The sequence below is a fragment of the Caballeronia jiangsuensis genome, from assembly GCF_046030135.1.
Lineage (GTDB): Bacteria > Pseudomonadota > Gammaproteobacteria > Burkholderiales > Burkholderiaceae > Caballeronia > Caballeronia jiangsuensis.
This window is the reverse complement of record NZ_JAQQDB010000068.1, coordinates 1-24,883: the sequence shown is the minus strand read 5'-3', so window position 1 is coordinate 24,883 and position 24,883 is coordinate 1. Positions and strand designations below refer to the sequence as shown.

26 protein-coding genes and 4 pseudogenes are annotated in these 24,883 nt (G+C 58.3%); 22 read left to right on the top strand and 8 right to left on the bottom strand.

Features of this window, described 5'->3' with window-relative positions; genetic code table 11:
- The coding region (locus PQR08_RS37215) for a hypothetical protein (protein ID WP_408164248.1) at window positions 1–433 on the bottom strand (433 nt) is incomplete at its 3' end.
- A 98-nt stretch (window positions 434–531) separates the two neighbouring features.
- Between PQR08_RS37215 and tnpA the strand changes: the two are divergent.
- The 5 genes and pseudogenes from tnpA to PQR08_RS37190 form a co-directional block, all read left to right on the top strand.
- Window positions 532–813, top strand: a pseudogene (gene tnpA, locus PQR08_RS37210) (IS66-like element accessory protein TnpA); the annotation flags it as partial.
- A 207-nt stretch (window positions 814–1,020) separates the two neighbouring features.
- Window positions 1,021–2,151, top strand: a complete 1,131-nt coding sequence (locus PQR08_RS37205; RefSeq protein ID WP_408164246.1) for an IS110 family RNA-guided transposase — start codon at window positions 1,021–1,023, stop codon at window positions 2,149–2,151.
- 356 nt (window positions 2,152–2,507) lie between these two features.
- Window positions 2,508–3,563, top strand: coding sequence for a Mu transposase domain-containing protein (locus tag PQR08_RS37200; protein WP_408164244.1), 1,056 nt, complete (start codon window positions 2,508–2,510; stop codon window positions 3,561–3,563).
- A gap of 18 nt (window positions 3,564–3,581) precedes the next feature.
- Window positions 3,582–3,986, top strand: a pseudogene (locus PQR08_RS37195) (ATP-binding protein); the annotation flags it as partial.
- Window positions 3,987–4,287: 301 nt separating this feature from the next.
- Window positions 4,288–4,857 (top strand): annotated as a pseudogene (locus tag PQR08_RS37190) (tyrosine-type recombinase/integrase); the annotation flags it as partial.
- Here the strand turns inward: PQR08_RS37190 and PQR08_RS37185 are convergent.
- Window positions 4,837–5,274 (bottom strand): annotated as a pseudogene (locus tag PQR08_RS37185) (AAA family ATPase); the annotation flags it as partial. The pseudogenes PQR08_RS37190 and PQR08_RS37185 sit on opposite strands and share 21 nt — an antisense overlap.
- Window positions 5,275–5,503: 229 nt before the next feature.
- Here PQR08_RS37185 and PQR08_RS37180 point away from each other — a divergent pair.
- A complete protein-coding gene (locus PQR08_RS37180) occupies window positions 5,504–6,148 on the top strand; it encodes a DNA-directed RNA polymerase subunit alpha C-terminal domain-containing protein (protein WP_408164241.1) in 645 nt (214 codons plus the stop codon).
- A gap of 124 nt (window positions 6,149–6,272) precedes the next feature.
- Here PQR08_RS37180 and PQR08_RS37175 read toward each other — a convergent pair whose 3' ends face one another.
- Window positions 6,273–7,031 carry a response regulator transcription factor gene (locus PQR08_RS37175; protein ID WP_408164239.1) on the bottom strand — a complete coding sequence of 253 codons (759 nt, stop codon included), beginning with the start codon at window positions 7,029–7,031 and terminating at the stop codon, window positions 6,273–6,275.
- Window positions 7,032–7,670: 639 nt separating this feature from the next.
- Here PQR08_RS37175 and PQR08_RS37170 point away from each other — a divergent pair.
- The 3 genes from PQR08_RS37170 to PQR08_RS37160 all read left to right on the top strand — a co-directional run bounded on the left by PQR08_RS37170 (window position 7,671) and on the right by PQR08_RS37160 (window position 10,376).
- Window positions 7,671–8,333, top strand: a complete 663-nt coding sequence (locus PQR08_RS37170; protein ID WP_408164237.1) for a hypothetical protein — start codon at window positions 7,671–7,673, stop codon at window positions 8,331–8,333.
- 80 nt (window positions 8,334–8,413) lie between these two features.
- Window positions 8,414–9,433, top strand: a complete 1,020-nt coding sequence (locus PQR08_RS37165; protein WP_408164235.1) for a lactonase family protein — start codon at window positions 8,414–8,416, stop codon at window positions 9,431–9,433.
- A 553-nt stretch (window positions 9,434–9,986) separates the two neighbouring features.
- On the top strand, window positions 9,987–10,376 hold the full coding sequence (locus tag PQR08_RS37160; RefSeq protein ID WP_408164233.1) for a hypothetical protein: 390 nt from the start codon (window positions 9,987–9,989) through the stop codon (window positions 10,374–10,376).
- Here the strand turns inward: PQR08_RS37160 and PQR08_RS37155 are convergent.
- Window positions 10,343–11,101 carry a site-specific integrase gene (locus tag PQR08_RS37155; RefSeq protein WP_408164231.1) on the bottom strand — a complete coding sequence of 253 codons (759 nt, stop codon included), beginning with the start codon at window positions 11,099–11,101 and terminating at the stop codon, window positions 10,343–10,345. The genes PQR08_RS37160 and PQR08_RS37155 overlap by 34 nt on opposite strands.
- Before the next feature lie 387 nt (window positions 11,102–11,488).
- Here PQR08_RS37155 and PQR08_RS37150 point away from each other — a divergent pair, with 387 nt between their 5' ends.
- The 8 genes from PQR08_RS37150 to PQR08_RS37115 all read left to right on the top strand — a co-directional run bounded on the left by PQR08_RS37150 (window position 11,489) and on the right by PQR08_RS37115 (window position 17,711).
- The gene (locus tag PQR08_RS37150) at window positions 11,489–11,881 is read left to right on the top strand and encodes a hypothetical protein (protein ID WP_408164230.1); all 393 of its coding nucleotides are present in this window, start codon (window positions 11,489–11,491) and stop codon (window positions 11,879–11,881) included.
- Window positions 11,882–12,029: 148 nt separating this feature from the next.
- Window positions 12,030–12,527 carry a hypothetical protein gene (locus tag PQR08_RS37145; RefSeq protein ID WP_408164228.1) on the top strand — a complete coding sequence of 166 codons (498 nt, stop codon included), beginning with the start codon at window positions 12,030–12,032 and terminating at the stop codon, window positions 12,525–12,527.
- A gap of 144 nt (window positions 12,528–12,671) precedes the next feature.
- The gene (locus PQR08_RS37140; RefSeq protein ID WP_408164226.1) at window positions 12,672–12,893 is read left to right on the top strand and encodes a DUF3717 domain-containing protein; all 222 of its coding nucleotides are present in this window, start codon (window positions 12,672–12,674) and stop codon (window positions 12,891–12,893) included.
- 20 nt (window positions 12,894–12,913) lie between these two features.
- Window positions 12,914–13,417 carry a hypothetical protein gene (locus PQR08_RS37135; RefSeq protein WP_408164224.1) on the top strand — a complete coding sequence of 168 codons (504 nt, stop codon included), beginning with the start codon at window positions 12,914–12,916 and terminating at the stop codon, window positions 13,415–13,417.
- A 171-nt stretch (window positions 13,418–13,588) separates the two neighbouring features.
- Window positions 13,589–15,391 carry a methyl-accepting chemotaxis protein gene (locus PQR08_RS37130; protein ID WP_408164222.1) on the top strand — a complete coding sequence of 601 codons (1,803 nt, stop codon included), beginning with the start codon at window positions 13,589–13,591 and terminating at the stop codon, window positions 15,389–15,391.
- 175 nt (window positions 15,392–15,566) lie between these two features.
- Window positions 15,567–15,878 (top strand): hypothetical protein, encoded by a 312-nt coding sequence (locus PQR08_RS37125; RefSeq protein WP_408164221.1) that lies wholly within the window; start codon window positions 15,567–15,569, stop codon window positions 15,876–15,878.
- Between the two features lie 115 nt (window positions 15,879–15,993).
- Complete coding sequence (locus tag PQR08_RS37120) at window positions 15,994–16,731, top strand: nucleoside 2-deoxyribosyltransferase (RefSeq protein ID WP_408164219.1); 738 nt, start codon at window positions 15,994–15,996, stop codon at window positions 16,729–16,731.
- A gap of 47 nt (window positions 16,732–16,778) precedes the next feature.
- Complete coding sequence (locus PQR08_RS37115; protein WP_408164217.1) at window positions 16,779–17,711, top strand: tyrosine-type recombinase/integrase; 933 nt, start codon at window positions 16,779–16,781, stop codon at window positions 17,709–17,711.
- Between the two features lie 206 nt (window positions 17,712–17,917).
- On the opposite strand, the gene PQR08_RS37110 is transcribed toward PQR08_RS37115, so the two are convergent.
- Complete coding sequence (locus tag PQR08_RS37110) at window positions 17,918–19,918, bottom strand: hypothetical protein (RefSeq protein WP_408164215.1); 2,001 nt, start codon at window positions 19,916–19,918, stop codon at window positions 17,918–17,920.
- 666 nt (window positions 19,919–20,584) lie between these two features.
- Between PQR08_RS37110 and PQR08_RS37105 the strand changes: the two genes are divergently transcribed.
- A complete protein-coding gene (locus tag PQR08_RS37105; protein WP_408164213.1) occupies window positions 20,585–21,022 on the top strand; it encodes a hypothetical protein in 438 nt (145 codons plus the stop codon).
- A 15-nt stretch (window positions 21,023–21,037) separates the two neighbouring features.
- Complete coding sequence (locus tag PQR08_RS37100; protein WP_408164212.1) at window positions 21,038–21,652, top strand: hypothetical protein; 615 nt, start codon at window positions 21,038–21,040, stop codon at window positions 21,650–21,652.
- A 125-nt stretch (window positions 21,653–21,777) separates the two neighbouring features.
- On the opposite strand, the gene PQR08_RS37095 is transcribed toward PQR08_RS37100, so the two are convergent.
- Window positions 21,778–22,440, bottom strand: coding sequence for a TetR/AcrR family transcriptional regulator (locus PQR08_RS37095; RefSeq protein ID WP_408164210.1), 663 nt, complete (start codon window positions 22,438–22,440; stop codon window positions 21,778–21,780).
- A gap of 162 nt (window positions 22,441–22,602) precedes the next feature.
- Between PQR08_RS37095 and PQR08_RS37090 the strand changes: the two genes are divergently transcribed.
- The 3 genes from PQR08_RS37090 (at window position 22,603) to PQR08_RS37080 (ending at window position 23,938) form a co-directional block, all read left to right on the top strand.
- Window positions 22,603–23,061, top strand: coding sequence for a hypothetical protein (locus PQR08_RS37090; protein WP_408164208.1), 459 nt, complete (start codon window positions 22,603–22,605; stop codon window positions 23,059–23,061).
- Window positions 23,062–23,198: 137 nt separating this feature from the next.
- Window positions 23,199–23,537 (top strand): hypothetical protein, encoded by a 339-nt coding sequence (locus tag PQR08_RS37085; protein WP_025527972.1) that lies wholly within the window; start codon window positions 23,199–23,201, stop codon window positions 23,535–23,537.
- 8 nt (window positions 23,538–23,545) lie between these two features.
- Complete coding sequence (locus PQR08_RS37080) at window positions 23,546–23,938, top strand: hypothetical protein (protein ID WP_408164206.1); 393 nt, start codon at window positions 23,546–23,548, stop codon at window positions 23,936–23,938.
- Window positions 23,939–24,016: 78 nt separating this feature from the next.
- Here the strand turns inward: PQR08_RS37080 and flhC are convergent, their stop codons facing one another.
- The gene (flhC, locus tag PQR08_RS37075) at window positions 24,017–24,601 is read right to left on the bottom strand and encodes a flagellar transcriptional regulator FlhC (protein WP_408164204.1); all 585 of its coding nucleotides are present in this window, start codon (window positions 24,599–24,601) and stop codon (window positions 24,017–24,019) included.
- A gap of 2 nt (window positions 24,602–24,603) precedes the next feature.
- A partial coding sequence (locus tag PQR08_RS37070; RefSeq protein WP_408164202.1) for a flagellar transcriptional regulator FlhD occupies window positions 24,604–24,883 on the bottom strand: 280 nt, incomplete at its 5' end.

Here is a 24,883-nt window from a genome sequence, read left to right as displayed (position 1 = left end):
TGCTCACCAGGTGGGCGACATCGTCGTTTGCGACGAGAATCCAACCGGTTTTGCCCAGTTCCTTCCACGGCCCGGTGCGTACCTTGATCTTCTGCATCGAAGTGAGCAGATAGCCGCCGTCCCACAGATGACGCTTGACCGCGGCAAGCACCGCATTCCGCTCTTCGTTGAAGCGCGGGCCAGTCAGGCCCGAGAAGCGCCAAAGCAAGCCGTCACTCGTGACCTCGACTTTCGCCGCGCGCAGCAACGTCTTCCACTCGTCGAGCGACTTGCCACCTTGGCCGCCGGTACGCACCGGCAGCAGCTCGCGAGCCTTCTCCTTGAACGTCTCCAGCTTCGCGATCACGGCGTCGATGTCGTCGGCCAGCGGACTCTGGTTGCCATCTTGCAGGGCGTCGAGCCAGTTACCGAGCAGAACCTGGACGGTCTCCACATCGGAGAATCGTAAGCGCGAATTTCTCCGCACGTAGCGCGATGGAGTGAAAGAGGTCACGCTTGCGTCCGCAACCAACACTTGCGGACGCAACGACGATGACGCCTGACACGATTGACCTCGAGTTTCTGCCGCTGAAGGTGACGCACGTTTCGCCAAAGGGCAAACGATCATTCGATCCTGATGGGAAACGTCGCTTGGTCGAGGCATGCCTGCGGCCTGGCGCGTCGCTTGCCGGTTTGGCGCTGAAGGCAGGAGTGAATGCCAACCAACTGCGCAAATGGGTCGACATGTACCGCAAAGCAGGCGTAGTTGCCGATCCGCCGAGGACGAGCGAGCCCGAACCTTCTGCGTTTGTTCCGGTGGTTACGATCGGAAACGCGACACTGAAGGGTAAGTCAGTATGACTTTCCGTGACGCAAGGGCTGGCCTGGCGTGGGGAATTCAACGCGGGTTAGTCAATATGACTCCCCGTGGGGCAGAGAGGCTGGCCTGCCGCGAAGGAATCAATCGCGGGCTAGCATGACTGCCAGAGCCGCATGGTGTGGACAGGGCCACACCCGGCGATTTCCGAGGCGGAGGCCAGCATGGAACACGATAGCACGTTGTACGTAGGGCTTGATGTCCACAAGGATTCGATCACGGTTGCCTACGCGATCGGAATGGGCGACGTTGAACTGTTAGGCAAGATCGGGACGACAAAGTCCGATATCGATCGCCTGTGCAAGCGTCTGCAATCGAAGGCGCGGCATATCTGCATCGTCTACGAGGCGGGCCCGTGCGGCTACGGACTTTACCGTCAGCTCCTGCAGAAGGGGTTTGACTGCATGGTGTGCGCACCCTCACTGATTCCCAGAAAGCCCGGCGAACGCGTCAAGACCGACCGCCGCGATGCGATCAAGCTTGTGCGCGCGCTGCGCGCCGGAGACCTGTCGGCGGTGTATGTGCCCAGCGTGGATGACGAAGCGTTCCGCGATCTCGCGCGCGCGTGGGTGAGCGCCAAGGACGACCTGAGGCGTGCGCGCCAACGACTGAAGGCCTTTCTCCTCTCGCACGGTGTGGGCTACACGGGCCGCCCTGATTGGGGCCCCGCGCATCGACGCTGGATCAGCCAGTATTCATTCGATGGCGCATGGCAGCAACTGGCGTTTGAGGAGCTACGGCGCACGATCGAGGACCGGCTCGCGCAATGCGAGCGGCTGGAGACCGCGCTGCGCGAGGCTGTGGTCAACTGGCGTTTCTATCCGGCCGTACTGGCCCTGCAGACGATGCGCGGTCTGCAGTTCACGACGGCCGTGGGCATGCTCGCCGAGTTGGGCGATCTTTCACGCTTCCTGCACCCACGCCAGTTGATGGCCTGGCTGGGGGTAACGCCCTCCGAACACTCGTCGGGCGAGAAGCGCCGGCTGGGCAGCATCACCAAGAACGGCAACAGCTATGCGCGAAAGCTGCTCGTCGAAGCGGCCTGGAGCTACCAGCACCCGGCCCGCGTGAGCCGCGAGATCCAATGCCGGCACGAGGGCATCCCCAAGCCCATTGTCGATCGAGCCTGGGACGCGCAGGTGCGCCTGTGCGGGCGCTACCGGAGGCTTGTCGCACGCGGCAAGGAGAAGAACATTGCCGTGGTCGCGATCGCCCGCGAACTGGCGGGGTTCATCTGGGACATTAGCCAGCTCGCGATGTCGCTGGCCACGCCACGCGAGGTGCCGATAGCATGACACGCACGTGAGAATCCCCACAACGACTGGAGGACGAGCTTCCTGAAGGCGGCGTAGCCCGGCACACGAGTAATCCGCGGGCTATGCTAGGCAACGGATCTCATCCGACTTGCGCGGTTAGATAGCGGCAGGCTCATTGGACGGACCACTGTAATGCGGTACCCAACCCGCGGATATCAGCGTGATACACCGTCGAGATTTACTGCTACGCCGCCCTCAGGAAACTCAAACAACTTGTCTTTAGAGAAAATGAAAAACCGATCACCTATTGCTACGGGGAGTCATATCAGCATTGCTGCCAGAGCCGCACGGTGTGGACAGGGCCACACCTGGCTATTTTCACCACGGAGGCCAGCATGGAACACGATAGCACGGTGTACGTCGGGTTGGATGTGCATAAGGAATCGATCACGATTGCCTATGCGGTCGACGCAGGCGAAGTCGAGGCGATGGGCAAGATCGGCACGACGTTGGTTGAAATCGATCGCCTGTGCAAACGACTCCAGTCGAAAGCACGACATGTACGTGTTGTCTATGAAGCGGGCCCCTGTGGCTACGGCTTGTATCGGCGTCTGATCAAGCAAGGCTTCAACTGCATCATCCCAGCGCGTCCGAGAAAGCCGCGTGACAAGCCGAAAGCCGAGCTCTCGGTACTCCTGGTCCAGCGATGGATTCTCGCGCGCTTGCGAAACCAGCGCTTCTTTAACCTCGATGAGGCCAACCGGGCCGTCGCCGTGTTGCTGGTGGATCTGAACAACCGGCCCTTCAAGAAGCTGCCGGGCTCGCGCCGTAGCGTATTCGAGGAAATCGATCGGCCGGCGCTGCGCCCGCTTCCAGACACGCCCTACCAGTACGCAGAATGGATCGTCGCTCGCGTGGGGCCGGACTATCACGTCGAAGTGGACCAGCACTACTACTCCGTGTCGTACCGCTATGCACGCGAGCAGGTCGATGTGCGCGTCACGACCAATACCGTCGAGATCTTCCATCGCGGCCAGCGCATCGCCGCGCACGGCAAGAGTGCCCGCCGTCGCTTCCACACCACCATCGACGCGCACATGCCACCGGAACACCAGGCCGTCGTGAAGGGCTGTGACCTGCAACGGCTGGGCAACTGGGCCGCCGACATTGGCCCGCACACCTCCGCCGTCATCCAGCACCTGCCGGGCGCGCGCAAGCATCCGCAGCAGGCGTACCGCGCCTGTCTGGGTGTGCTGCGCATGGGCAAGGACTACGGGCGCGAACGGCTCGAGGCCGCCTGCCGCCGCGCCATCGATCTGAAAGCGCCGAACTACAAGTTCATTGCCTCGACGCTGAAGAACGGGCTGGACCGTGAGCCAGAACCGGCTACGCTCCAGGCCGACCTGCCGCTCATGCACGCCAACGTGCGCGGGCCATCCTACTATCACTGAAATCAGGAAGGAATCGTCATGCTTCATCATCCGACCGTCGACAAACTGCATGCGCTGCGCCTGAGCGGCATGGCCGCTGCCCTTGCCGAACAGCAGGCGCAGGAGGGCATTGATCGGCTTGGCTTCGAAGAGCGCCTGGGCCTTCTGGTCGAGCGCGAAGCCAGCCAGCGGGAATCGAGACAGACAACTGCGCGCCTGCGGCGCGCGAAGCTGAAGTTCTCCGGCGCCTCGCCGGAGGACATCGATTACCGCACTGCGCGCGGGTTGGATCGCGCGCTCACCGCTCGGCTGCTGACCTGTGAATGGATTCGGGAGCGCCAGAATCTCATCCTGGTCGCGCCGACCGGCCTCGGCAAGAGCTGGCTGGGTTGCGCCTTCGCGGTTCAGGCCTGCAGACAGGGCTTCTCTGCGTGTTCACGAAGGGCCGTTGGGAGTTCATATCGATCTGTTCGCAGCGCGGCTGCTGCGAGAGGGACATTGTCGACAAGGAGCATGGCGCAATCTTCGCGTGGTTTGCGACTTCAGTCACTGGCTCGCACGCAAACGGTTTGAGCTCAACGACATCAACGAGCAATCGATAGACGAGTATTAGAAGTTCCGTCGCCGATATCGATGTCCATTTCTCAGTGATCGTCCTGCATTGATCAGACTGCTCGGTCTACTTCGAGAGATCGATGCAATTCCTGCCAAGCCACCTTTCGCACTGGACGAGCTCGAACAGGTTGTGCAAGATTTTGACCGATATCTGATCCGGGAGCGCGGATTGGCGCGCGTGTCTGCCGTTCGCCATGTCCCTTTCGCTCGGAAGTTTTTGCGGGAGCGCTGCCTTTCTGCCTATCCGCAAATCACTAGCGTGACCGGTTCGGACGTCATGACATTCATCGAACGTCATGCAAGAGACCATAGTCCGCAATCCGCGAAACATATGTGCTCGGCAATTCGCGCGTTCATGCGCTTTCTGCAATACCGAGGTTATATTGCCGCCGATCTTGCAAGCTGCGTACCACGTGTGAGAGCGTGGCAGCTCACATCGCTTCCTACCTATCTGCTGCCCGACCAGGTTCAAGCCGTGCTCAACGGCTGTGACCGGCATACTCCCGTTGGACGCAGAGACTACGCGATCTTGTTGTTGCTTTCTCGCCTCGGACTCCGAGCAAATGAGATTGCGTTGCTGACGCTCGATGATATTGACTGGCGTATTGGCCAACTCGCCATTCACCTGCGCTCGCAGCATTTCGTAGTGGGCCGTGTATTGCGTCACGTCGCGCTCGAGAAGCGTCAAAAGTTGAGACATCGGGTCGTGGTCCCGGCTGCCTCCCGTCTTGTCGATCTCATCGAGCAGATACAGGGGATTGCCGAACTCACCGTCGATGAGGGACGCCGCAATCTTTCCGTGACGCGCCCCGCTCCAGGTCGGCGCTGAGCCGCCCAGGATCCACCCTGCGCTCATCGTGCCCATCGACAGGAACTGATACGAGAGCCCGAGGGAAACAGCCAGGCGCTTGGCGAAATGCGTCTTGCCGACGCCCGGCTCGCCCGCCAGCAGGATCGGGATCAGCGCGAGCCCGCGCTTGTTGCGAACACCGAGTTCGATGTGGTTGCTCAGGTCTTCGAGCACCCCGCGAAAGTTGGGGCAGTCTTCAATGACCTGCTCGAGCGGCGCGGCGCTCGCCGGTTTGCTCACCCAACGCTGCGGTGCTGTCTCGAGCATCTTGCGGTACACGCGGCGCAGGCCTTCGGTGTTGCTCGACTGGCCTTCGAGCCCGAGAAGGGCCTTCTCGACTTGCGATGGATCGAACAGGGTCATGGACGACCCGAGGGACAGTGCCACCATGTGTACGCATCCTCACGCAGGAAAACACGCGCGCAGCGGAAATCGCTGCGCCGCCAGTATAGTGTCGAGCTGCGAGATCTGCGGATAACAAAACATGGGGAGATCTGTGACGGATAAGAGCACTAAAACCCGGCTCGACGAGCTGGCTGTGCAAGCGATCGCTCTGGCGCAGGAGCCGGGCTCGTCCACCGAAGCGACTGTACGCCAGTTCCTGCACGTTCGTGAGCTGTTTGAGCACGCCCATGACTTGGGTGCGCGAGCCAATGCAGCGCCAGACTTGCCCGCTCCGGATGACGACGAGCGCCGCCTCCTGCTCGCCAAGCCGATCGACCAAATGGATCTGACCGTACGCGCAGTCAACAGCGTCATAGCTTGTGGAATCGAGACGGTCGGAGACCTGGTCGCGCGCACCGCTGAAGACCTGTTCCATGCGCCGCATCTTGGCCGCAAGTCGCTCGAAGACATCGTGAACATGCTGGCCGATCACGGACTTAAGCTGGCGGACGACGTGCGCGTTTTGAACGGCGCAGAGGCCCCAGAGATCGTGTCGGCCGGTATTGAAAGGGACGTGGCGGGCCTTGACGAAGTCGCCGCCCGATATCTCGTGGATCGCCCGTTGCGCCCGGCCGCTGAGATCCAGCGAGCCCTCGACGAGTTCGTCGGCACGCTCACCTTTCGCTACGCGCTTACGCATCGCCGCGCAAGACTCACGGCGCAACGATACGTGAGGAAACGATTCGGGCTCGCCTGAACCTGCTCTGCGGCTCCGCAGATTGACAGTGTTTGAGGGTTGCGACTCCTCGGCTGCTCGACTCAGTCCCCCGAACACTTCCGGATCAGAACCCGAGTCGTCGCGGCGATTTCATCGCTTACTCTTACACTGACGGCTTCCTAGGAAGTATGGGAATAAATCCAGTCTCAGAAGATTCCCCCGGGAAAAAAAGAAGATGCCTTTTCAAATCTTCCCGTGTGAGCATCAATCGTATCAGTGCGCCCCTGTTGGTCACTTGGAAATGAGCTAGTAAGCGACCGACATATTTGCGGACTGTCATACCCTCAATTTTCATCTCGTTGGCGATAGCTTTATCGGGCAACCCCCTCACAAGCCAATTTAGCGCTTCATATTCCCTTGGTGTAAGTCCGAGCGCCGCCGCACCGCTAAGGGGCATTCTTACACAGACGTTATCCAGAAGTGAATTGACTTCCTCGCTATTACGGCAAAGTGTTGCCTGCTGATGCTCATTAACTTCTTTTCTTTGTGTCGTGGTGTAGAACGATCCGCCCGCGCGAATGGCAGCGATTATCGCCTCGACGTTGCGAGGAGGCTTTGTTTTTGGGAGATAGCCCGACGCACCATACTCGATACACTGACGTGCAGCGTCGACGCGCTTTTCCTCCGACATCACAACTAGGGCAACCCCGTGACGTTTCAATTCTTGAAGTGACGCAAAACCTCCTCCATCGGGCAGGTCAAGGTCAACAAAGACCACATCTATTTTTTTACTAAGTACATGATCCATGCCCTCTTTGAGCGAGGCAGCCTGTAGCACCTCAATCCCAGGGTGCACTTGTTGAAGCAGGAGAGAGAAAGCTGCCTGAAATAGGTACTGGTCGTCCAGAATGAGCGCTCGCATCGATGTCGGCCTCCGAACCCTCAGAGCAGGATAGCAGGATTTAGGCGCCATGCGCCCTCCTAGAGTCGGACCGAAAACGAGCCGGCGGGTCCAGTCGCACCCGCAATCAGGACCGAACTACTACAAATGTTCCATCCCTCCCCCACAAGAAGGGTACTGCTCCTGTGGCTTTTTCCTTTTCTTCGACACCGTAAAAATGACTTCACTCAATCACGACTAGCTCGGTCGAGGGTGAAATGAAAACTTTATCAATTACATCTCTGCGAATTCAGATAGAAAAATGGCTTGCGCTCGACGGCGGCTCGCGCTCGATTTCAATTCAACGCGGTAGCTGTAACTCAAACCGTTACAGATATGTGTGCATTTCATACCGCATCGGCGGCGGCAGTGTGCGGACTATTTTTTTCTTCCGACACACGAAAGAGTGTTGGAGCGTCATCCCGCCGAATCCCAACAAGACCGTGCTAACCGCGTTGTACACCGAAATCACGATCTAACACAAAAGGAGGACCTAAAGAAGCGATTCCCATGACAAGCCCATCATAACGAGGCGTTGACTAATCACGCGCAACCTTTTGGTGCGTATCGCATAAGAGCATGGCCGATAAATGGCCGTCAGGATTTTTCAAGGAGCACACGATGAATTTCCAGTCTACGAACACTCTGGTCGATGTCGGACCTGAATTTTTCGAGCAACCCAACCTGAACAACGCAATAACACCAATGCGAGAGGGTTCGCCTGCCATCCAGTCGAAAACGCCATGGAAAATGAAAGTGTACCTTGTGACGGCGGCAGCGCTGATCGCTGCGTTGAACGTCGGCACCGCCTATGCCGGCGTGCAGCAGGAGTTCCAGGATTTCGAGTCGAGTCGGCCGCCGGCAGGTTGGATTCCGACGGGCATCGCCGGCTTCGACTACGGCAAGGGACTGGCGCATCAAGGCGAGGGCAATAGTTGGGTCCGGGCAGTTCGCGGCTGGAACGCCATCAACAAGTGGATCAGGATGCCGAAAAATTCGGACTGCATTGCGCGAGCGTGGATCCGACACTCAGACTCATTGACGGACGGGTATATGACTGTTCGCGGAGGGAACGGATCCAGTTTCGGGCCGGTTATTACAGAGGTCAAGCTCTCAGGTCCGAATCGTCCCAATCCGGCGGAGAAGAACTACAACCTGTACGAGCTGAATTTTTATTCGGGCGACAATCCGCAGTTGCTGTTTTACGTTGGCCTGTATGGCAACGGCCGGGACAGCTGGGTGCAGGTCGACGACGTGGTCGTATCGTGCTTTACGCGCTATTAGCGAGACGAGAGCGGAGACACACAGGTCTCCGCAATCGTTCCCTCGATGCACATAATGAATGACTCGTTGTGAGAACCGCTATGAAAAAACCCTTTAGCAAATCCGCGATTGGAAGATCGCTCATGCTTGCGCCGCTGGCGTTAGCGATTTCGATGACGATGACGGGCTGCGGCGGCGGCGGCACGGACGGCGCCCGCGCGACAGGCGCCGGCGCGACAGGCGGTAGCGGCGGTGGCGCCCCTACGGCAACCGAAACCCCGCAAAGAGCGTCGATGCTTTACATTGTGAACGGAGGGCCCGGCTTCAAGGTCACTCAGTGCACGATCGACGAGAGCGGTGCGTTGTCAGGCTGCGCCAATGCGTCCGTGCCGGGAATTTCCGCGCCGCCCGACGGCATCGCGATTCACGATGCTGATGCGTTCGTGACGGTGTCATCGACGAAGCAAGTGCTTCGATGTCCCATCGACGGCAAAGGCGCGTTATCGTCCTGCCAGGACAGCGGCGCTAAATCCCTTGCCTATCCCGGGGGAATTTACATTGAAGGGGCCACGGCGTATATCACAAGCTACGGCAACCCGGGAAGCATCTCGCAGTGTGCGATTGGCAATGCTGGTGCGCTCTCCTGCACCACCGGCACGCCGTCGGGTTCAAGCGGACCACTCGCTATTGCGATCAGTGGCTCGAGCGCGTACGTTGCCACCTTCGGCAGTACGACCGGTGACCTCGTGCAATGTCCGCTTGACGGCAATGGAGCACTCACGACATGCTCTTCCACGGGTGCGTATGCCAATGTTCCTTACGGCATTACAGCCAATAACGGTCGCATTTTCGTGACCAATATCGGGGGACCGCACGGGAGTATCACGCAGGCAACCGTCGACTCAAAAGCCGGCGCTGTTGTCAACGTCTCCCAACTTGAAGATCCGTCGATCAGCGGACCGGTGGGCATGGCGGTACGTGGTTCCGTGGCTTACGTGCTCAATGGCGTGACGCAATCGGTGTCGCGTTGCTCGCTGGCTTCCGGTACATTGTCAGAGTGTCAGGACGCGGGTGTCCCTGCCGGTCGGTTGAGTTCTCCGAGAGCCGTTGCCGTTCGGTAGCCTTTTGACGGCCCCACGAGCGAGACTCGTGGGGCCGCAATACGGTGAAGCTTTCTGCTTCGGGCTCGCCGGGAGCCGGACTAGCCGACCGGCTGACCATACGCGGGCTCTCCCTTTCCCTTCAATGCTGAAGAAAAACCTCCGCGCGAACGCGGAGTGCCGTTCTCGATCAAACGTGACACCCAAATCGAGCGAAAGCGTCAGCCACTGCTGGGGCAGTGGCGCGACGTTGGAGGCTTTGCGCGCAAACGCAACCGCCTCCTCCGCGATGTCCTCGAGATCACCGACACCGAAGTATTCGCGAATGCTTTCGGTTAGCGACACCTCGCACGGATTGCCGTCCCAGTCCACGTGCGCCCGGCCGACGTCGTCGCTCGACTGGTCCCCGGACATGAATCTGCGGGTGACGTCCGACACGCCAGGTATCCGAGTCGTCTCGATGTCCGAGCGGCCCGCGTTAGTGCAGGCGGACTGATCTATAGCTACTCTCAACGCTCGGCGTCATCACCGACGTCGAAGAGGGCCACGGGTTCGACAAGCAAGCCACCTGCCGTTGCAGCAGTTCGTCGCTGGTGCCGTGGGCGAACTGGAGGGGCTTCACTACAGCCGACGAACGCTCGATCGCTATCGCGCAGTCTGGCGACATTTCGTGGAGTTTTGCCACGACATGAGCCAGGTGGATCAGTACTCCGAAGAACGTGCGAAGCAGTTTTGCGCCGCGAATCAGATGCGTGAGGGTGAATGCCCGAACTCCTGGAAACGGCATATCGTGTTTGCCCTCAAGGTCCTGGAGGACTTCGCACGTGACGGGCACATTGAGCGCCCCGTCACCGACATGCAGAAGCTCCAGGTCCCGGCGCTCATGAGCGCGACATTGCGTAGCTATGAACTGTACTGTCGGGATCGCCGTCATCTTCGCCCATCGAGCATTCGCGTGCGGTGAATGGTTCGTATATCTGTGCCTGACTCCAGCAGATGCGTTGCAAAAGCATGACGGAATGCATGCGGCGTTACCGGCTTCGCGAAGCCGACACGATATCGAGCGCGGCGACAGGCCTCCTGCATCGTGCTGGACGTTAGAGGTTGGTCTGGAAAGCGGCCAGGAAACAACCAGTGCCTCGGTCGGCCGACGCGCCAGTAGGTTCGCAGAACTTCAAGCAGGCGCGGCGAGAGCATCACGTAGCGATCGGCTTGTCCTTTGCCCTGTTCGACGCGTAGCATCATCCGCTGGCTGTCGATGTCGCTGACTTTCAGGCGCGTGGCCTCTGAAATTCGCAGACCAGCGGCGTAGGCCGTCATTAGAACGGCCCGGTGCTTGACGCTGGGAATTGCTTGAAGAAAGTGCGCGACCTCCTCGGGACTGAGGACCACTGGCAGTTTTCGCGGAACCTTCGCTGCGGCAATCTCTTCAATTCCCCAATCACGTTTGAGAGTGACGTTGTAGAGGAAACGGAGTGAGGACGTTGCAACCAACAATGTGCTGCGAGATCGCTTCTGATCGATCAGGTGCAGTTGCCAAGCCCTGATGTCTTCTGGACCTAACAATGTGGGGCAGCGCTGAAAGTATCCGGCGAACGCTCCAACGTACAGCAGATACGATCGCTGAGTGTTGGCTGTGAGGTTGCGCACGCGCATGTCTTCGATCATGCGCTGACGTAGAGGGGTCATGGCGAGCTCCTTGAGCGAATTGGGCAGTGACCTGCACTGCTATAGTTGCACTCGGAGGCCTCGAGCGTTTTGCTGCACCGATACGCCTGAACTACCACCTTCTACCGCGTCAGCGGTTTAGTTCACTACGAATTATCACCATTGAAGGGGCAGTGCTGGGCGCTTTGCGGGTTCGTAGCGCTTATACAGTTCCATCGGGGCAGCCTACCGCGCCTCCCGGCTGGCGGCTTGACTCGCAGCCGCGTCCGATAGGCTTAGACGTCAGTCCGACATGTAGGACGACCCTAAAAACGGGCCCGCGGATGCCGTTAAGCACCGGTAATGCCGTTGAACACCGTTGGCCCTCTCGGCCGCAATCTCGCAATGCACATACGGAGAAGAACAGTCGTGTTGAAGCCGCCAGTCAATATTTTCGTTATCGGCAAAGCCTTGGTCGAAGCCAAGGAAGCAGCGGTGAAGCTCGCGATCGAAAAGGCCACGTCGGAAGGGGCGAACGTTGTTGCAGCCGAGCGGAAAGGCGCATCTGTGTTTCTCGAATACGCCAAATATGAATTTGACCTATCGAAGGAGACGACCGCCCAATACGTGCGCGTCTATCAGCGCTTCGCCGAATCACGATATCGAGCCGAGATAGAAGAGCTCTTCGTACTGAGCGAACTTACTGTTCTCGCGGCCTACTCCGACGATGAACTGACGGAGATCGTGGCGGCAAAGGCAGCAAACCCCAGCCTTACTCGCGACGGGATCAAGCGGCTACTGAAGACCCGTCATGCAGCTTGAACGCGCACTTCGATACCGACATCGATAAGGGCGATCGACCACTAGCGCTTCAGCAAGCGCAAACCAATGCTTTCGCAGTCTGCCCAATGGCGAACGTCCTGGCGGACGCCGGCGCGACGATTTATCAATTCTTTATACAGAGGAACAAATGTCGAACTTTGAGGGCGCAACCGTTTACGTCGAACTAGAACGCGCCGGAACCGGCCGCGTTGAAATTTACTCGCGAGAAGCAACGAAGGAAGAAGCGCTGCGGATGTTTGAATCCGCGAGCAACGACAGGCGAGCAATCGCGGACGATCTTGCCTCGCGTGTCGCAGCCGAGGTCAAAGGCGACCTGCTATGCGCAGGCCACTTCTTCGTCGACGGCGGCAAAGAAACCCACGAAGATGTGGCATTCCCGATTTTGCATGCGGTCGCTGCTATCAGCGAGCATTTTGGCATCGACGCCGAAACGTTGGAGCGCGCGCTAGAACCGGCGAACGTGGCCGCGCTCAGTTCGGCGAGAGACACCGAACTGGCTTCGTTCCTTAATGACCATCCGGAACTTCTAGCCGGCGCCGAAGCATTCCGCGAAAGGCACGGAAACGTGCAGGCTGCGTTGGCGGCGGAACTGGCCCTCGAGTTGAAAGGCGAAGTAAAGCACTAGCACGGTGCCGGTCGACCGTCTCGCTAAAGCCGTTGCCTTCGCTTTGAACCGAAAAAGCTGCGATGCGATCGTCGAGGCCTCGGCGACAAGAGCCGACAAAGAGGAATATCATTCCGCTTTTGATAGAGCAACGGTAGCTGCAGGATGAACGAGTACACGATCACTGATATTGAGAACGCCATCAACTATTGGCGATCGCGGCAGGCGGCGACTGATGACTTCGCTGTCTGCCCGAGAGCAAGAGTGCTGGCGGACGTGTACGGAACGATGATCTACCATCAACGAGAGCGGGTCGAAGCGAGAAGCTTGACGGCGGAGCAAAATGAAGCGCTAGGTCTTGCGCTCGCCCAGAAGGAACTTTTTTGATCCCGACGAAAGGGGCAAACATGTCGAGCGACAGTAGAGCCCTGATCTGGGTAGACGCGCAGGCCCGAGGTGGCCGCGTCGAGATCTATTCGCGCGAGGTCTCGAAGGCGGACGCGCTGCGCATGTTCGCATCAGCCAGCAGGGACACGCGAGCGTTCGAAGAAGACCTCACCGACTGGGTGGCAACGGAGATAATCGGCGACGTTTTGTACGCCGGCTATTTCTGCCCTACGAGCAAAATCCTAGACGAGGAAAAGCAAGTGTCGTTCGCGCTTGTACATGCTTGCGACGCCATCAGCAAGCATTTCGGCATTGATGCTGGAGTCCTCGAACGCGCATTGCGGCCCGAGAATCTGGCTGAGTTGGCCGCCGCACGGGATGCAGAGATCGCCTCTCTGGTTCATGATCTCCCCGAACTTATGAAGGACGCCGAAGCCGTGCGAGAGAAGCATGCGTCGGTGCAAGCGGTCCTGGCCGACGAACTCGCGAAGGCGATCGCTACCGGCAAAATCAATTCGCACTGAGCGTAACACTGCGCCGACCATTTCGGACGGCTCGCGCACCTAGCGCGCAAGACGCTGCGTCGACTCAGGGGATGGAGCCCCAAATTTTGATGCGAGCGTAGATCCAGTCGAGTGTTAAGAGCGCGCCTAGCGTGTCGTTAACTGAGCCATTGCGAATTTTCCACGGCTCACATGTTCTCTTCTATTCGCAGTCGCGTCCTTGCCGCTTCTGTTGCGATCGTCGTTGGCGGACTTGTCGTCAATACGGCGGTCAACTATGGCGTCGCTCATCGCTATAACAGCGAATCCATCCAAAACAGCCTCACTGCGGTACTGACTGGCCACGAGGCCGGTATCGAGGAATGGGTCACATCGAAAACGCAGATGATCGTCTCGGTCCAAGACGCTGCGCTGAGTGCTGATCCGGTACCGTTCCTCAAACAAGTCGCATCCGCTGGCGGGTTCACGAACGTCTATGTCGGCTATGCTGACAAGACGGCGAAGTTCTCCGATCCCACCGGTATCCCTCCCGATTACGACCCAACCGGACGGCCTTGGTACAAACAGGCGGTTGAGGCCGGTAAGCCGGTGGTGACACCACCCTACGTCGACGTTGGCACGGGCAAGCTCGTGGTCGCATTTGCCGCGCCGATCGTCCGTGACGGCGCGGTCAAAGGCGTGGTATCGGGTGACGTGGCGATGGACAGCGTCGTTGCGAATATCAAATCGATTCATCCGACGCCCGCCAGCTTCGGCATGTTGGTTGACCGTAGCGGCCAGATTGTTGCCGCCTCGGATGCGAAGCTCACACTGAAACCGGTGACTGAGGTCTCCAACGAACTGACGACGGACGCTATCAACTCTGCTTCACAGGAACCATCGACTGCCGTTGAAGCGACCGTCGACGGTGCGACGAAGCTGGTGCGCGCTCGGGCAGTGCCGGGAACGAATTGGCTGACACTCGTTGCGCTGGACAAGTCGGAAGCGACAGCGGGGATGCGTTCCCTGTTGACTGGATCAATCCTCTCGCTGGCAGTGCTCGCCGCGATCGCCGCCGCCATCATTGCTGCTGTCACCGGCGTGGCCTTTAGGGGACTTGCGAAGGTGCGCGACGCAATGGAGGCCGTCGGTTCGGGCAGCGGAGATCTCACCCAGCGCCTGCCAGCGACCGGCAACGACGAAGTGGCGCAGATCGCGCGCTCGTTTAATACATTCGTCGGCAAGATCAACGGCGTGATGGAGCAGATCCGCGATACGAGCGAGGCGGTGCGCCATGCCGCCAACGAAATCGCCTCGGGCAACCACGATTTGTCGCGTCGCACGGAAGCGGCAGCGGCAAGCCTCGAGGAGACTGCCGCGTCCATGGAAGAGATCACGTCGACAGTGACGCAATCGGCGAGCGCAGCGCGGCAAGCCGACCAAACCGCAACCAGCGCAGCGAGCGCTGCATCCCGTGGTGGCTCCGTCGTATCAGATGTCGTCTCGACGATGCATGAGATCGAAGGCGCGTCAGGCAAGATCGCCGACATCATTGGCGTTATCGAGGGGATCGCCTTCCAGACCAATATCCTCGCGCTTAACGCTGCCGTTGAGGCCGCACGTGCAGGCGAGGATGGTCGTGGATTTGCCGTTGTCGCGGGCGAGGTGCGAACGCTCGCTCAGCGCAGTGCGCAGGCAGCGAAAGAGATCAAGGAATTGATCGATTCCAGCGTGACGAGCGTGTCGACCGGCGCGTCGCTGGTTCAGCAGGCGGGCGAGACGATGACGGATATCGTAGGCCGGGTGTCTAGCGTCACCACGATCATCGGCGAAATCACGAACGCGGCTGACGAACAGACGCGCGGCATCCAGGAAATCAACCGTGCGGTGGCGCAGCTCGACGAGATGGTGCAGCAAAACGCGGCCCTGGTCGAACAGTCGGCGGCCGCAGCTTCCACGCTTCAGACGCAGGCCAACGAACTTGCAAGCGCCGTTGGTCAGTTCCGCGTCGCGTAACGTCGGTCGTCGGCGCTGCTGTCACGAGAACGTAGCGACAGGGCATCGAGGCGACGAGTTCCGACTTGCCCGTCGAGACCACACGAGTCTGCCGCCTTGACTTTCGCCAGCCGGCAGTAGCCTGAGGGTATTGGACAAGCAATCCTGCTTGGCCGATACCTCAGGATTCAACAACATGGCATTCAGCATCGACGCTTCGAGCATCGTCTTCAAAGAAACGCGCCGCGGCATTAACGCAGCGGCGGTCATCCTTACTAGCGACGGCAAGCGCGTCGGCGAGATCCACGATGTGGCCGAAAAAATTGTCGCTGACGTCGACTTCACCTGCCCGGACGCCCGCGCTGCGTTCGCTGCAGAGGCACGACGCATTCATCCTGTGGTGCTCGGGCGCGCCGATCACGGCGACGATATTTTCATCTCCGAGTACGCCCGCATCCTGCTCGCTGACGCCGAGAAGGCGCTTTTATCAGGACTCTCGACTGAATAAGCTCGTCGCCTGACGCATTGGTGCAATCCCCGGCGATCTCGGCTAACTTGACTACCCGGGGTTATTGGTAAGCTCATAGGCGTCACAATAGTCCTGCAGTCGAAGCCACGAACCGATGCCCAAAAGAAATCCGACGAAGTCGCAGCGCGCAGTGATGGAGTTGCTCGATCAGGGCTTACCGGTCGAGCAGATCGCAAACAGTCTCGGCAAGAGCGCCTTGGCTGTGAAGAAGCAGCTAAACGGGATCAAACGCCGGGTCCGCGAAGGGAGGATCGACCCCTCTCCTCTGCCGATCGAGCGCGCCGCAAGTGAACCCCGCGTCTACCTCGCTGGCTTCGATGTCTTCCGCCGCGACGCCAAGGAACACGGCGAACGTCTGAAGCAGCTCTGCCGCGATCGCGGCTTTGTTGGCCTCTATCCACTCGACGGGCAACTGCCCTCCTCGCTCCAACGGCAAGACGCTGCTCGATGGATATATGCCGCGAACATCGAACTGATCCGGTCGGCCGATATCGTGATGGCGAACCTCGATGACTTTCGCGGGTCCGGTGAACCAGACAGCGGGACTGCTTTTGAAGTTGGCTATGCGGCCGCGCTCGGAAAGCCGGTATGGGCGTATCGATCCAACGAAGGGACGCTGGCGCAGCGCGTTGAGGCAGCGGCGACGGGAAGCAACGGCGCTTACTGTGCTGGCGGCTATCTCATTGAGGACTTTGGCTTGAGCGTCAACCTGATGCTCGCGTGTTCCGCGCAGCTCGTTGTCGGCGGACCGGCTGCTTGCCTCAACGCCATCCGGAGCAAGGTCGACGAGGGCACCCCCGTCTTTGGTGGCTTGGGGTTGGCGAAGCGGTAGCTTCGCTGTAGGGTTTGGGTTAAGCAAATTTCAGTATATCGACTTCTATGCCCGACGATCCTTGGCTTGTTACACCGGAAGACGCCTATGCTCAATGGCAGCGGGAAGAAGCCACTGGCGCGGATCGCCGGGCGTTTGCCGACCAGTCGATCGTCCAGCACCGCTCGATGTTCTCGCGCTTCAACGACTATCTCATTGCGCACCGCGCGACGGTGGCGAGCTTCGGGGCGGACCATATCGTTGGTTTCTTCGCCGAGCTCGCGCAGGACTGCGCGCCCGGCACCACCACCCGCCTGCGCTATCTCAAACTTATCGACCGATTCACGCGTCACCTCGTGAACATCGAACTGCGTGCCGAAAATCCGGCCGCGCAGATGTTAGTCAACGAGAACTGGCCACAAGACGAGCCAACACCGATCTATCTGTCATCGGAAGATGATGCGCGGCTACAAATGGTGTGTGTTGCGACAGCGGGTATGGCGTTCAAGGATCTTCGGAACACCGCGATGGTGGCGCTGTTTCTCGCGTCAGGGGTAACGGCCGCCGAACTTCGGCAGTTGCACGTCGACGACCTCGATATGCATGACGAGCGCCCTACTGTCTTCGTCGACAAGCACGGGCCTCGGATTGCACGACGGGTGCCGATCGATGCCTTCGCGATCGACGTACTGCGCAGCTATCACGAAGCGCGTAGCCGGATTGAGTCGCCAACGCAATGGCTCTTCATCGCCACGGCGGGTGGCAAGCCGATGCAGCCAGATACGATGCTCAAATGTGTCCGCGTAGCTCTACGCTGCGCAGACTTGTCGGCGGCCGACGAGAGCCCGCGCTTACTCAGAAACACGTTCGGTCGTCGGCAAGTCATCGCCGGCAAAACGAACGAACAAGTAAGCAATCTTATGGGCTTGTCGAGCCATCGCACCGCTACTCGCCTCCGGCAGACAATCGAGCCTACCGAGATGTCCGACGCACAGGCTTAGTGGCCTTCCGAAGCGGGCCTTCGTCCCAACCTTCGCGGATACATCCACGCGTCAAGCGTCACCCGGAACGGCCATTAACTTCCACGCTCCAGGATAGGGCTGGGCCCGGTACAGAAGCTGCAACTGGCCGGATAACTTACACGGCCTTTGACATGGTCATCAAGTCCGGCGCAAGTTCGTTGTAAAAAGCACCGCCCCGCTCAAATCTACCGTGAACCAACGCCCAGAATCTCCGATCCCGTAATCGCGAGGCTCTTTCGAATCATTTCGAGTAATTCCGGGTCTGCCTTGTTGACGTCTATTGCATTCAAGTTGGCACTCGCCTGTACAACGAAGCTTCTACGCTGGTCTAATGGAAACAACTCCTGATTTTGCGCAAGGTCTAGGAGCGCGGTGATTGCTTTCATCCGGCAAATGTCAGCAAGCGCGGCAATTTGCACACATGATAGTAAAGTTTGGACTTGTTCTTCATAAGCCGCTCTTGCTTCGTCATACCGATTCTGATAATCACTAAGATAGTACCCAAGCGCACCATAGCTCGAAGCTAGGTCGGAGATTTCGCCGATAGAAGGCGTCGAATTGTCCATGAGCCGCTTATAGGCCACGATGGTGGCCTTATATCTATTTATTCGCTCCTCTCCATCCGAGTTCCATGCAGCGCATTGATATGCCTTAGCGCTCGCGTACAATAGCGCTTTATCTTGGGAGTTTTTCGGCGTGTCCAGGTCGAGCGCCTCAGACGCACTCATGCAAGCTTTCGCAGCTCCCACGCGATTGCCAGCCCTTTCAAGAGCATTCCCGAGTAGGTAGTGTGCACTCACTATTTCGATGCTTGCTGAAGACCCATCAGGTATCTTGTGTTTCTTCCAACCCTGTGCCAACCGGACCGTCTCAGCCGAAATCGCTATCGACCCATTTAAATTTGTCTGCATTTCCAGTCTCGCCAAGCGGTTACGGAAATACAGCAAATATGCAAAAAGCTCGTCATCGAGTGGCGCTCTGGCGACTTCCGTTTGCATATCGGCGATTGCTTCGCGAATCGACGCGATGTACAGTTCGCGATTATTGTTTTTGAGATAAAGGTTCGCTAGGCTTTTATAGGCCGCCACGAGTAGGTCGGGATCAACTTGTCCGCTACGCAAATGTTCCTTGTGAAACTTGATTACTTCTCTTAGAGCAGTGATTGCGGCAGGTCTTTCGTCGAAGTAATAAAACGCATTCCCGCGATGATAGAGATAGAACTCAGTTTTTGAGATCCAAAAATTTCTTCCGCCAGTCGGCGAAGTCCTCTCTACCATGACGCGACAGAACTCAATGAGCACCAACCAATTTTCCGTCGCGGGTTGCTTGTCCTTAGCGACACCAGCGTGCCACGTTGCGTATTGTCCCGCCGCAAGCCAGTATTCGACTAGCGCCTCGCGCGAGAAGTATGTGTCACGTTCTTGCATCCCTGCTGCCACTAAGCTCATCTTCGACCGGAAAGTATTGAAACCTCCCACATAGTCGCCACTACGTGTTTGCTCGAACGATAGTTCAGTGTTTAAACGCAGGTCATTAGGCGTATAACCCATCGCCCTCTTGTATGTTTCGATCTTTTGGTGAGGGTCAGAAGACAACGAAGCCTGCTGCCGAGCCAACAGCGCTGCTTTGTAATACGACAAGGCTCTGCGGTCTTTATCAGACTCGGCTATGCGGACCGCTGTGTGCTCCTCATTTGCGAGGAATTCCATCGTTGGACCTAGGAGCCCGTCTTGCAGCTCCGCTGCTGCATGTCGTGCCAAGTCGCTTGAATTGGGCGCGCGCGCACTAGTCAGAACGTTATCGATCGCCGTTGCACGTAGACCAATGGTTTCAACCTCATTTTTTACAGCTTCGCGCCTGCTATCTTCTAGTTGGTGGGCGCTTTCGTCTAGTCGCCGCTGCTTTTCCACTAACTGGTGATTCAATTTGACCACGTCTTTACTATTTCGCTCCGCTATCGCCTCCAAACGAGAAATGCGCACGTCAGTGTTGCCGACCTTTTTGGACACTTTTTGCAAAATCTCAAGTGTGTCTGAATTCACCACTTGTATCTGTACAGTATTGAAATTACCCTGTATGTTGATCGCGGAGCCTCCTCCTGTCGCAACGGCAGACTGTTGAGCACAGGCAAATCGCACTCCGATCGCGACCACAAAAAGCAGCACTCGCTTCGGTGCGTGGTTCATTATTGTTTTGAGCTCCGCTATTTAGAGTCGTGCTCCGAACTCGTGGATTCGTTGACCGTCGAAACGTGATTACCTTCTCCAGTAATAACGATTGCGTTGCCTGTACCCGAGACTGCACTTTGTGTCGGCGAAGCGCGAGGACTTTGTAAAGCCGCAGGGGGCGTGGCAGCCGTAGGAGTCGCCGGCTCGGGCTTTCTAATGAGCCCGACGGAAGCCATGAGGCTGACAAGAGCAACGATACCGGCTCCGACAAAGCGAATTGTCTTTTGGTTATCCGGCTTTTGAAGCCACCGCCACGTACTCGGTGATTGCTCGGCTTCAGAAGACTGAGATGTCCGCGGCTTCCGATGCGTACCTTTTTCCATTTCCAGCCCCTATGCTGCAATGCATCAAAGATCGTGTGATGAAACGCGACCGCGGCCGTTGTTTCTTAATGATAGTTGACGCTCCCAAGTCCACAACTTCGACTATAGGCTGACCGGCATCGCCATATCCCGCTGCCTAGGGTCCGAGTGCGGATTTGCGGCGAGGAGTGGGATTCAATAGGCACTTCACGAAAAGCTAGGTGTGACAGCCCTGTGAGAAGACTTGGAGGTTTTCAACTTGTTATCTACATTGTCTGAAGGGCGAGGCTAGCGTCCGGCGGGAAGAGAGAGGGCTTTCTTCATGACCCCAATCGATTATGGGTTGTATCTGACGACATTGGTCGGCGCCGCAGCGATGTACGTCTTCTCTCTGCACAAAGGCTTCAATGGTTGCGTTCCGTTCCTCAAGCGCATGTTCCCAGGGCGGTCAACTGTGTTTTATGACCGGCTAGATTTTCTTCTGGTCTCATTCCTCGGATCTTTCATTGGCTACCGACTATTGGACCCACAACATTATCCGCAAGCGCTGACTGCCGGCTTATGCTGGGTGTCCGCAGTTAACGTTGTTATGAAGCCAGCCGAAACGCCGAATCTCGCGCATTCACCTGTAATTGACGATCTAGCACGTCGCGAAGAAAACGGGGAGGTCGCCTCCGGCGAAATGCCGTCGGCTAGCGAGGACGGCGTTAAGTCGGACGGAAGACGCGAACTGAAGTCGCAGCGCTCGACAAATGCGTGAGCAACGAGGCTGATAATGAGTGCGATCTACTCCTTGAGCGGTATCCTATCAATTGTCGGGGGACTGCTCGCGGTCGGTGTTTTTATATTCATCCCTCAGCTAAAAACTAATTATTCGGCGTTGACGAGAGCGAGTCGATTATCTGTTTTCATCACGATCGCTATTCTCGTGCTCGGTGGCGTTGCTGCCTTATTTACGCACAAACTGGAACCGGGAAAGCCGGTCTTAGCTGAGCACGTTGGAACCGGCGAGGAGCCTAAGCCGTCGGCCGGAACGCTTAGCGGTGAAGTGAACCAACAGGCCGCCTCGATAACGAAGGATGTACCGTTGAGTGAAATGTTTTCCGAGCACGCAAGTCCTTTCAACCCGACGACCAGGAGCTTTGATAGGATTGTTGAAGCAACACCGGGATATAGGATCGCAAGGGCCGAGATAATCGACGTCCAACAAGCCCGGCTATCTGATCTGACGGTCGAGATCACTGACAACGGCGCTGCGGCGGTCGTGCACTTCCGATTAACCAGCGGGCCGCAATTCGACCGATATGGTGGGTCAATAGATGCGACGCTGCGCCTGACCGAGCGACGCGTCCCCTCGAGCGCATTCCAGGCGTCCGGCACAAAGCAGTAGTTTGGTCGGAAATCTGTACGTCAGAGTCAGCGCCGGGCGCGGAGAGCACTGCAACATCAACCCTCGAATGTGTGGGCGCGGCCGTCGGCGGTGGGTCCGGCAACAGCCGCTACCGATTCGACACCTCAGCGTACCGCAGCTAAAGTAGTTGAATGCAGGTAGGCGCCCAGTATCTCCAAATGCATTTCCCAGATTTTTGCGCGATCAGACTGGCGCGCATAGTCACGACCGGTGAAGGCGCTGATAGTGAAGCGGTTGGACGCGATGTAGTAGCCCATCCCAACGACCGTGACGTAGAAATCGAGCGGATCAATGCCGCTCCGAAACTGTCCCACATCGGCTCCGCGCACAAGAATAGACCTGACAACGTCAACCACCGGCGAAATTGTCTCGCTGAGCTTTTTGGAAGTCTTGAGGTACCGGCCCTGATGCAGGTTCTCGTTGTTGATTAGGCCGATCCACTCGGGGTTGTCCCACAGGTGCGCCCAGATGGACGTGGCGAGCGCTGCCATCGCCTTACGGGGCTCCAGGCCGCTCAGGTCGAGCTCGCTTTCCTTCTTCGCGTAGTCGGCGTACATGGCCTCCAACACGGCGACATAGAGCAGCTCCTTACTGCCGAAATAGTAGTAGAGCATCCGTTCGTTGGAGCCAGCGACTTCGGCAATTGCGTCAGTCCTCGCGCCGGCGAGTCCGAATTTTGCAAATTGGCTTTTTGCCGCTTCGAGAATGCGGCGGCGAGTCCCCTCCGGGTCACGCTTGACTACTGACTTAGGCGGTTTGCTGTCCATTTTTTTCGGTTGACGTCGCGGTGGTATGGCTGTACCGACATCATTATGTACGCCTCATCGTGCCTCGATTGGTTTTCGCATGCGCTCCTTGATTTCACTGGCCGTCTCGTAGCCTCGGTAGAAGTCGAGACGATAGTGTCTCGGCGGACTAACGGAGGGAGCATGGCGTATATAGGCCAATTCAGAGACATCGTCTACGCAAATGAGCAGCGGGAGCCTCATGTTGCGACTTACCGCTTGTTGCTACTTGAAGAACAGCCCACCGCGGCTGTAGTTATCCACCTGCATCGTAAGGGCCACCCAGGAAGCGTTCGGCTAACGCGTGAGCGAGAGCTCGACATCGTCGTCGGACGCATTGTCGGCCAAGACCTTCGGGGTATCCGCGTGGACCGCACGCGCGTTGTGGTGGAAACGGGCGGCAAATTCACCGAATACTCGCTCGACTTTAACGCGGCTGACCTGCCGAGCAGTCGACCGTCTGGCGAACCATGGAAGCCGCCCGTTGTCGCCGTAGAGTCGCGCGACATCGTCAGCGGCAGTCTGCCCATTTTCGTGGACCTAGCCAGTGCGCGCCAAGTCGACGCGTGGCTGATGAAGGTTCTAAAACGACGGTCCAGATAAAGACTTTTCGGCAAACCCTTAAGAAGTTCCCCGTTCGGCCGCTATCACGTCCTCTACCGCCGAGCAACAGTTCTAGGAGAAGGTCTGCTGTGCCGCCGAGATTTATAGAAGCAGGAAACGAGATAAGCCTCGCGCTTTTGGACATCGAGTTCGACGTATTCGAGCAGTACAAGACGAAAGAAGACCGCATCGATGCGCGTCGCGCCGTCCATGAGCGGGTGCGTCAGAAGTACGGATTGGCGAGCGCTCGCGAGGCGGTTCGCTGTCGCGAGATCAGCGCGTTGGTCGCGAACCGGCCCTTGATGATGCATCTCTTCGACTATGACGAACTCAAAGCGATGTGCATGCTCAGGGTGAAGCCGGCACTCGTTGACCAATTCGTTGCAGCAAAACGAAGGACGTCGTCGTTTGGCTTACCGGATATTCTCGGATTGGCTCTCCGCGCGAAAGAGCGCCACGATTGGGGTTGGGACTAGGAGCGTCGATGCAACGATATGCGGTCGGAGAATGGGAATCGCTGTGGAGTAGCGAGCCCTACATGAAGCACCGGTTCGTGCTCGATCTTGAGTCGTGCACCGTAATCGCCGGCGAACACCGCGTTCGACGTCACTGGTGGTCGATGCGTCTTGAGCACGTCGCCTATATGCAGCAACTTCTCGACGAAACGTTCGATTCGATATGGGACGAGCCAGACGAATTCGGCTTTGTTCGTCAGGACGAGATACCGTCATGGGCGACTAAAGCATGGCCATGGCCGCCGTTGCCAGAGGTCGAAGAGGTCGAGAAGATGCTCGACAATCCCGACATCCCGCTAGAGCGCGACGAATCCGGCTGCATCGTCTTTCCGCCCCGCTTCGTCGCCGACGGACGGCAGTAGCAGCGGACAGCGCTGTTGCTGCCCGTCAGTCGAACTCGCGGCTCTTCAACGTGCCAAGGGCCGCTCGCTGATAAACGCTCAGGCCGCCTTTGCCTGCAAGGCGGCGTCGCGCTCGAGCGCCGCTTTCGCGGCCGCCTTCGTCTTGCCCGCCCGCGACGGCGGCTGGCAAATGCCGCACACCATCGAATGCGACGGCTCATGGGCGTGTGCGAAGAACTTGCCGCGGCAACGCGTGCAGCCCGCGAGACGCAGGATGCCGGCGTCCTTGAAACGGATGAAGGTCCACGCGCGCGTCAGGTCCATCTGCAACGGCTCGCCGATCATGTCAAAGTGCTCGGCATAAAGCGAGTACGCGCGAGTCAGCAGATCCACGCGGTCCAGCCCTTCGCTGTTCGCTTCCAGGAAGGCGTAGACGTTCGCGAACATCGACGTATGGATGTTCGGCGCCCACGTCAGATACCAGTCCTCCGAAAACGGCAGCATGCCCTTCGGCGGCGATGCACCCTTCACTTCGCGATACAGGCGAATGAGCCGTTCACGCAAAATCGTCGGGATTTCCGATTCCAGCACTTGCATGCGCGCGCCGAGCTTGATCAGCGTAATGGCGCGCATGACCTGGGCAGCTTCGTCAGCCAGGCTCTTCGAAGGCGTGGGCGTGGTCATGATTAGGCTGCCAGCAGAGCGTCGTTGGCCACGGCCGACACCGGCGCTTCGTTGCTGCGACCGGCGAGGCCCGTGAGCATCGCATCGGCGCTCATGCGAAAGAAGCACAACACTTGCGACGACGACGCGAGTTTTTCAGTTTGCGCCGGGGAGAGCTTGAGCAGCGTATCCGCCATCTCCGTCGATAGCCCCAGATGCGACTGCGCCGCCTCGCGATCCGATGCGAGGACGCGTTGCGCGAGCATCAAGTACGACAGGTTCAATTCGCGGATAGAACCAAGG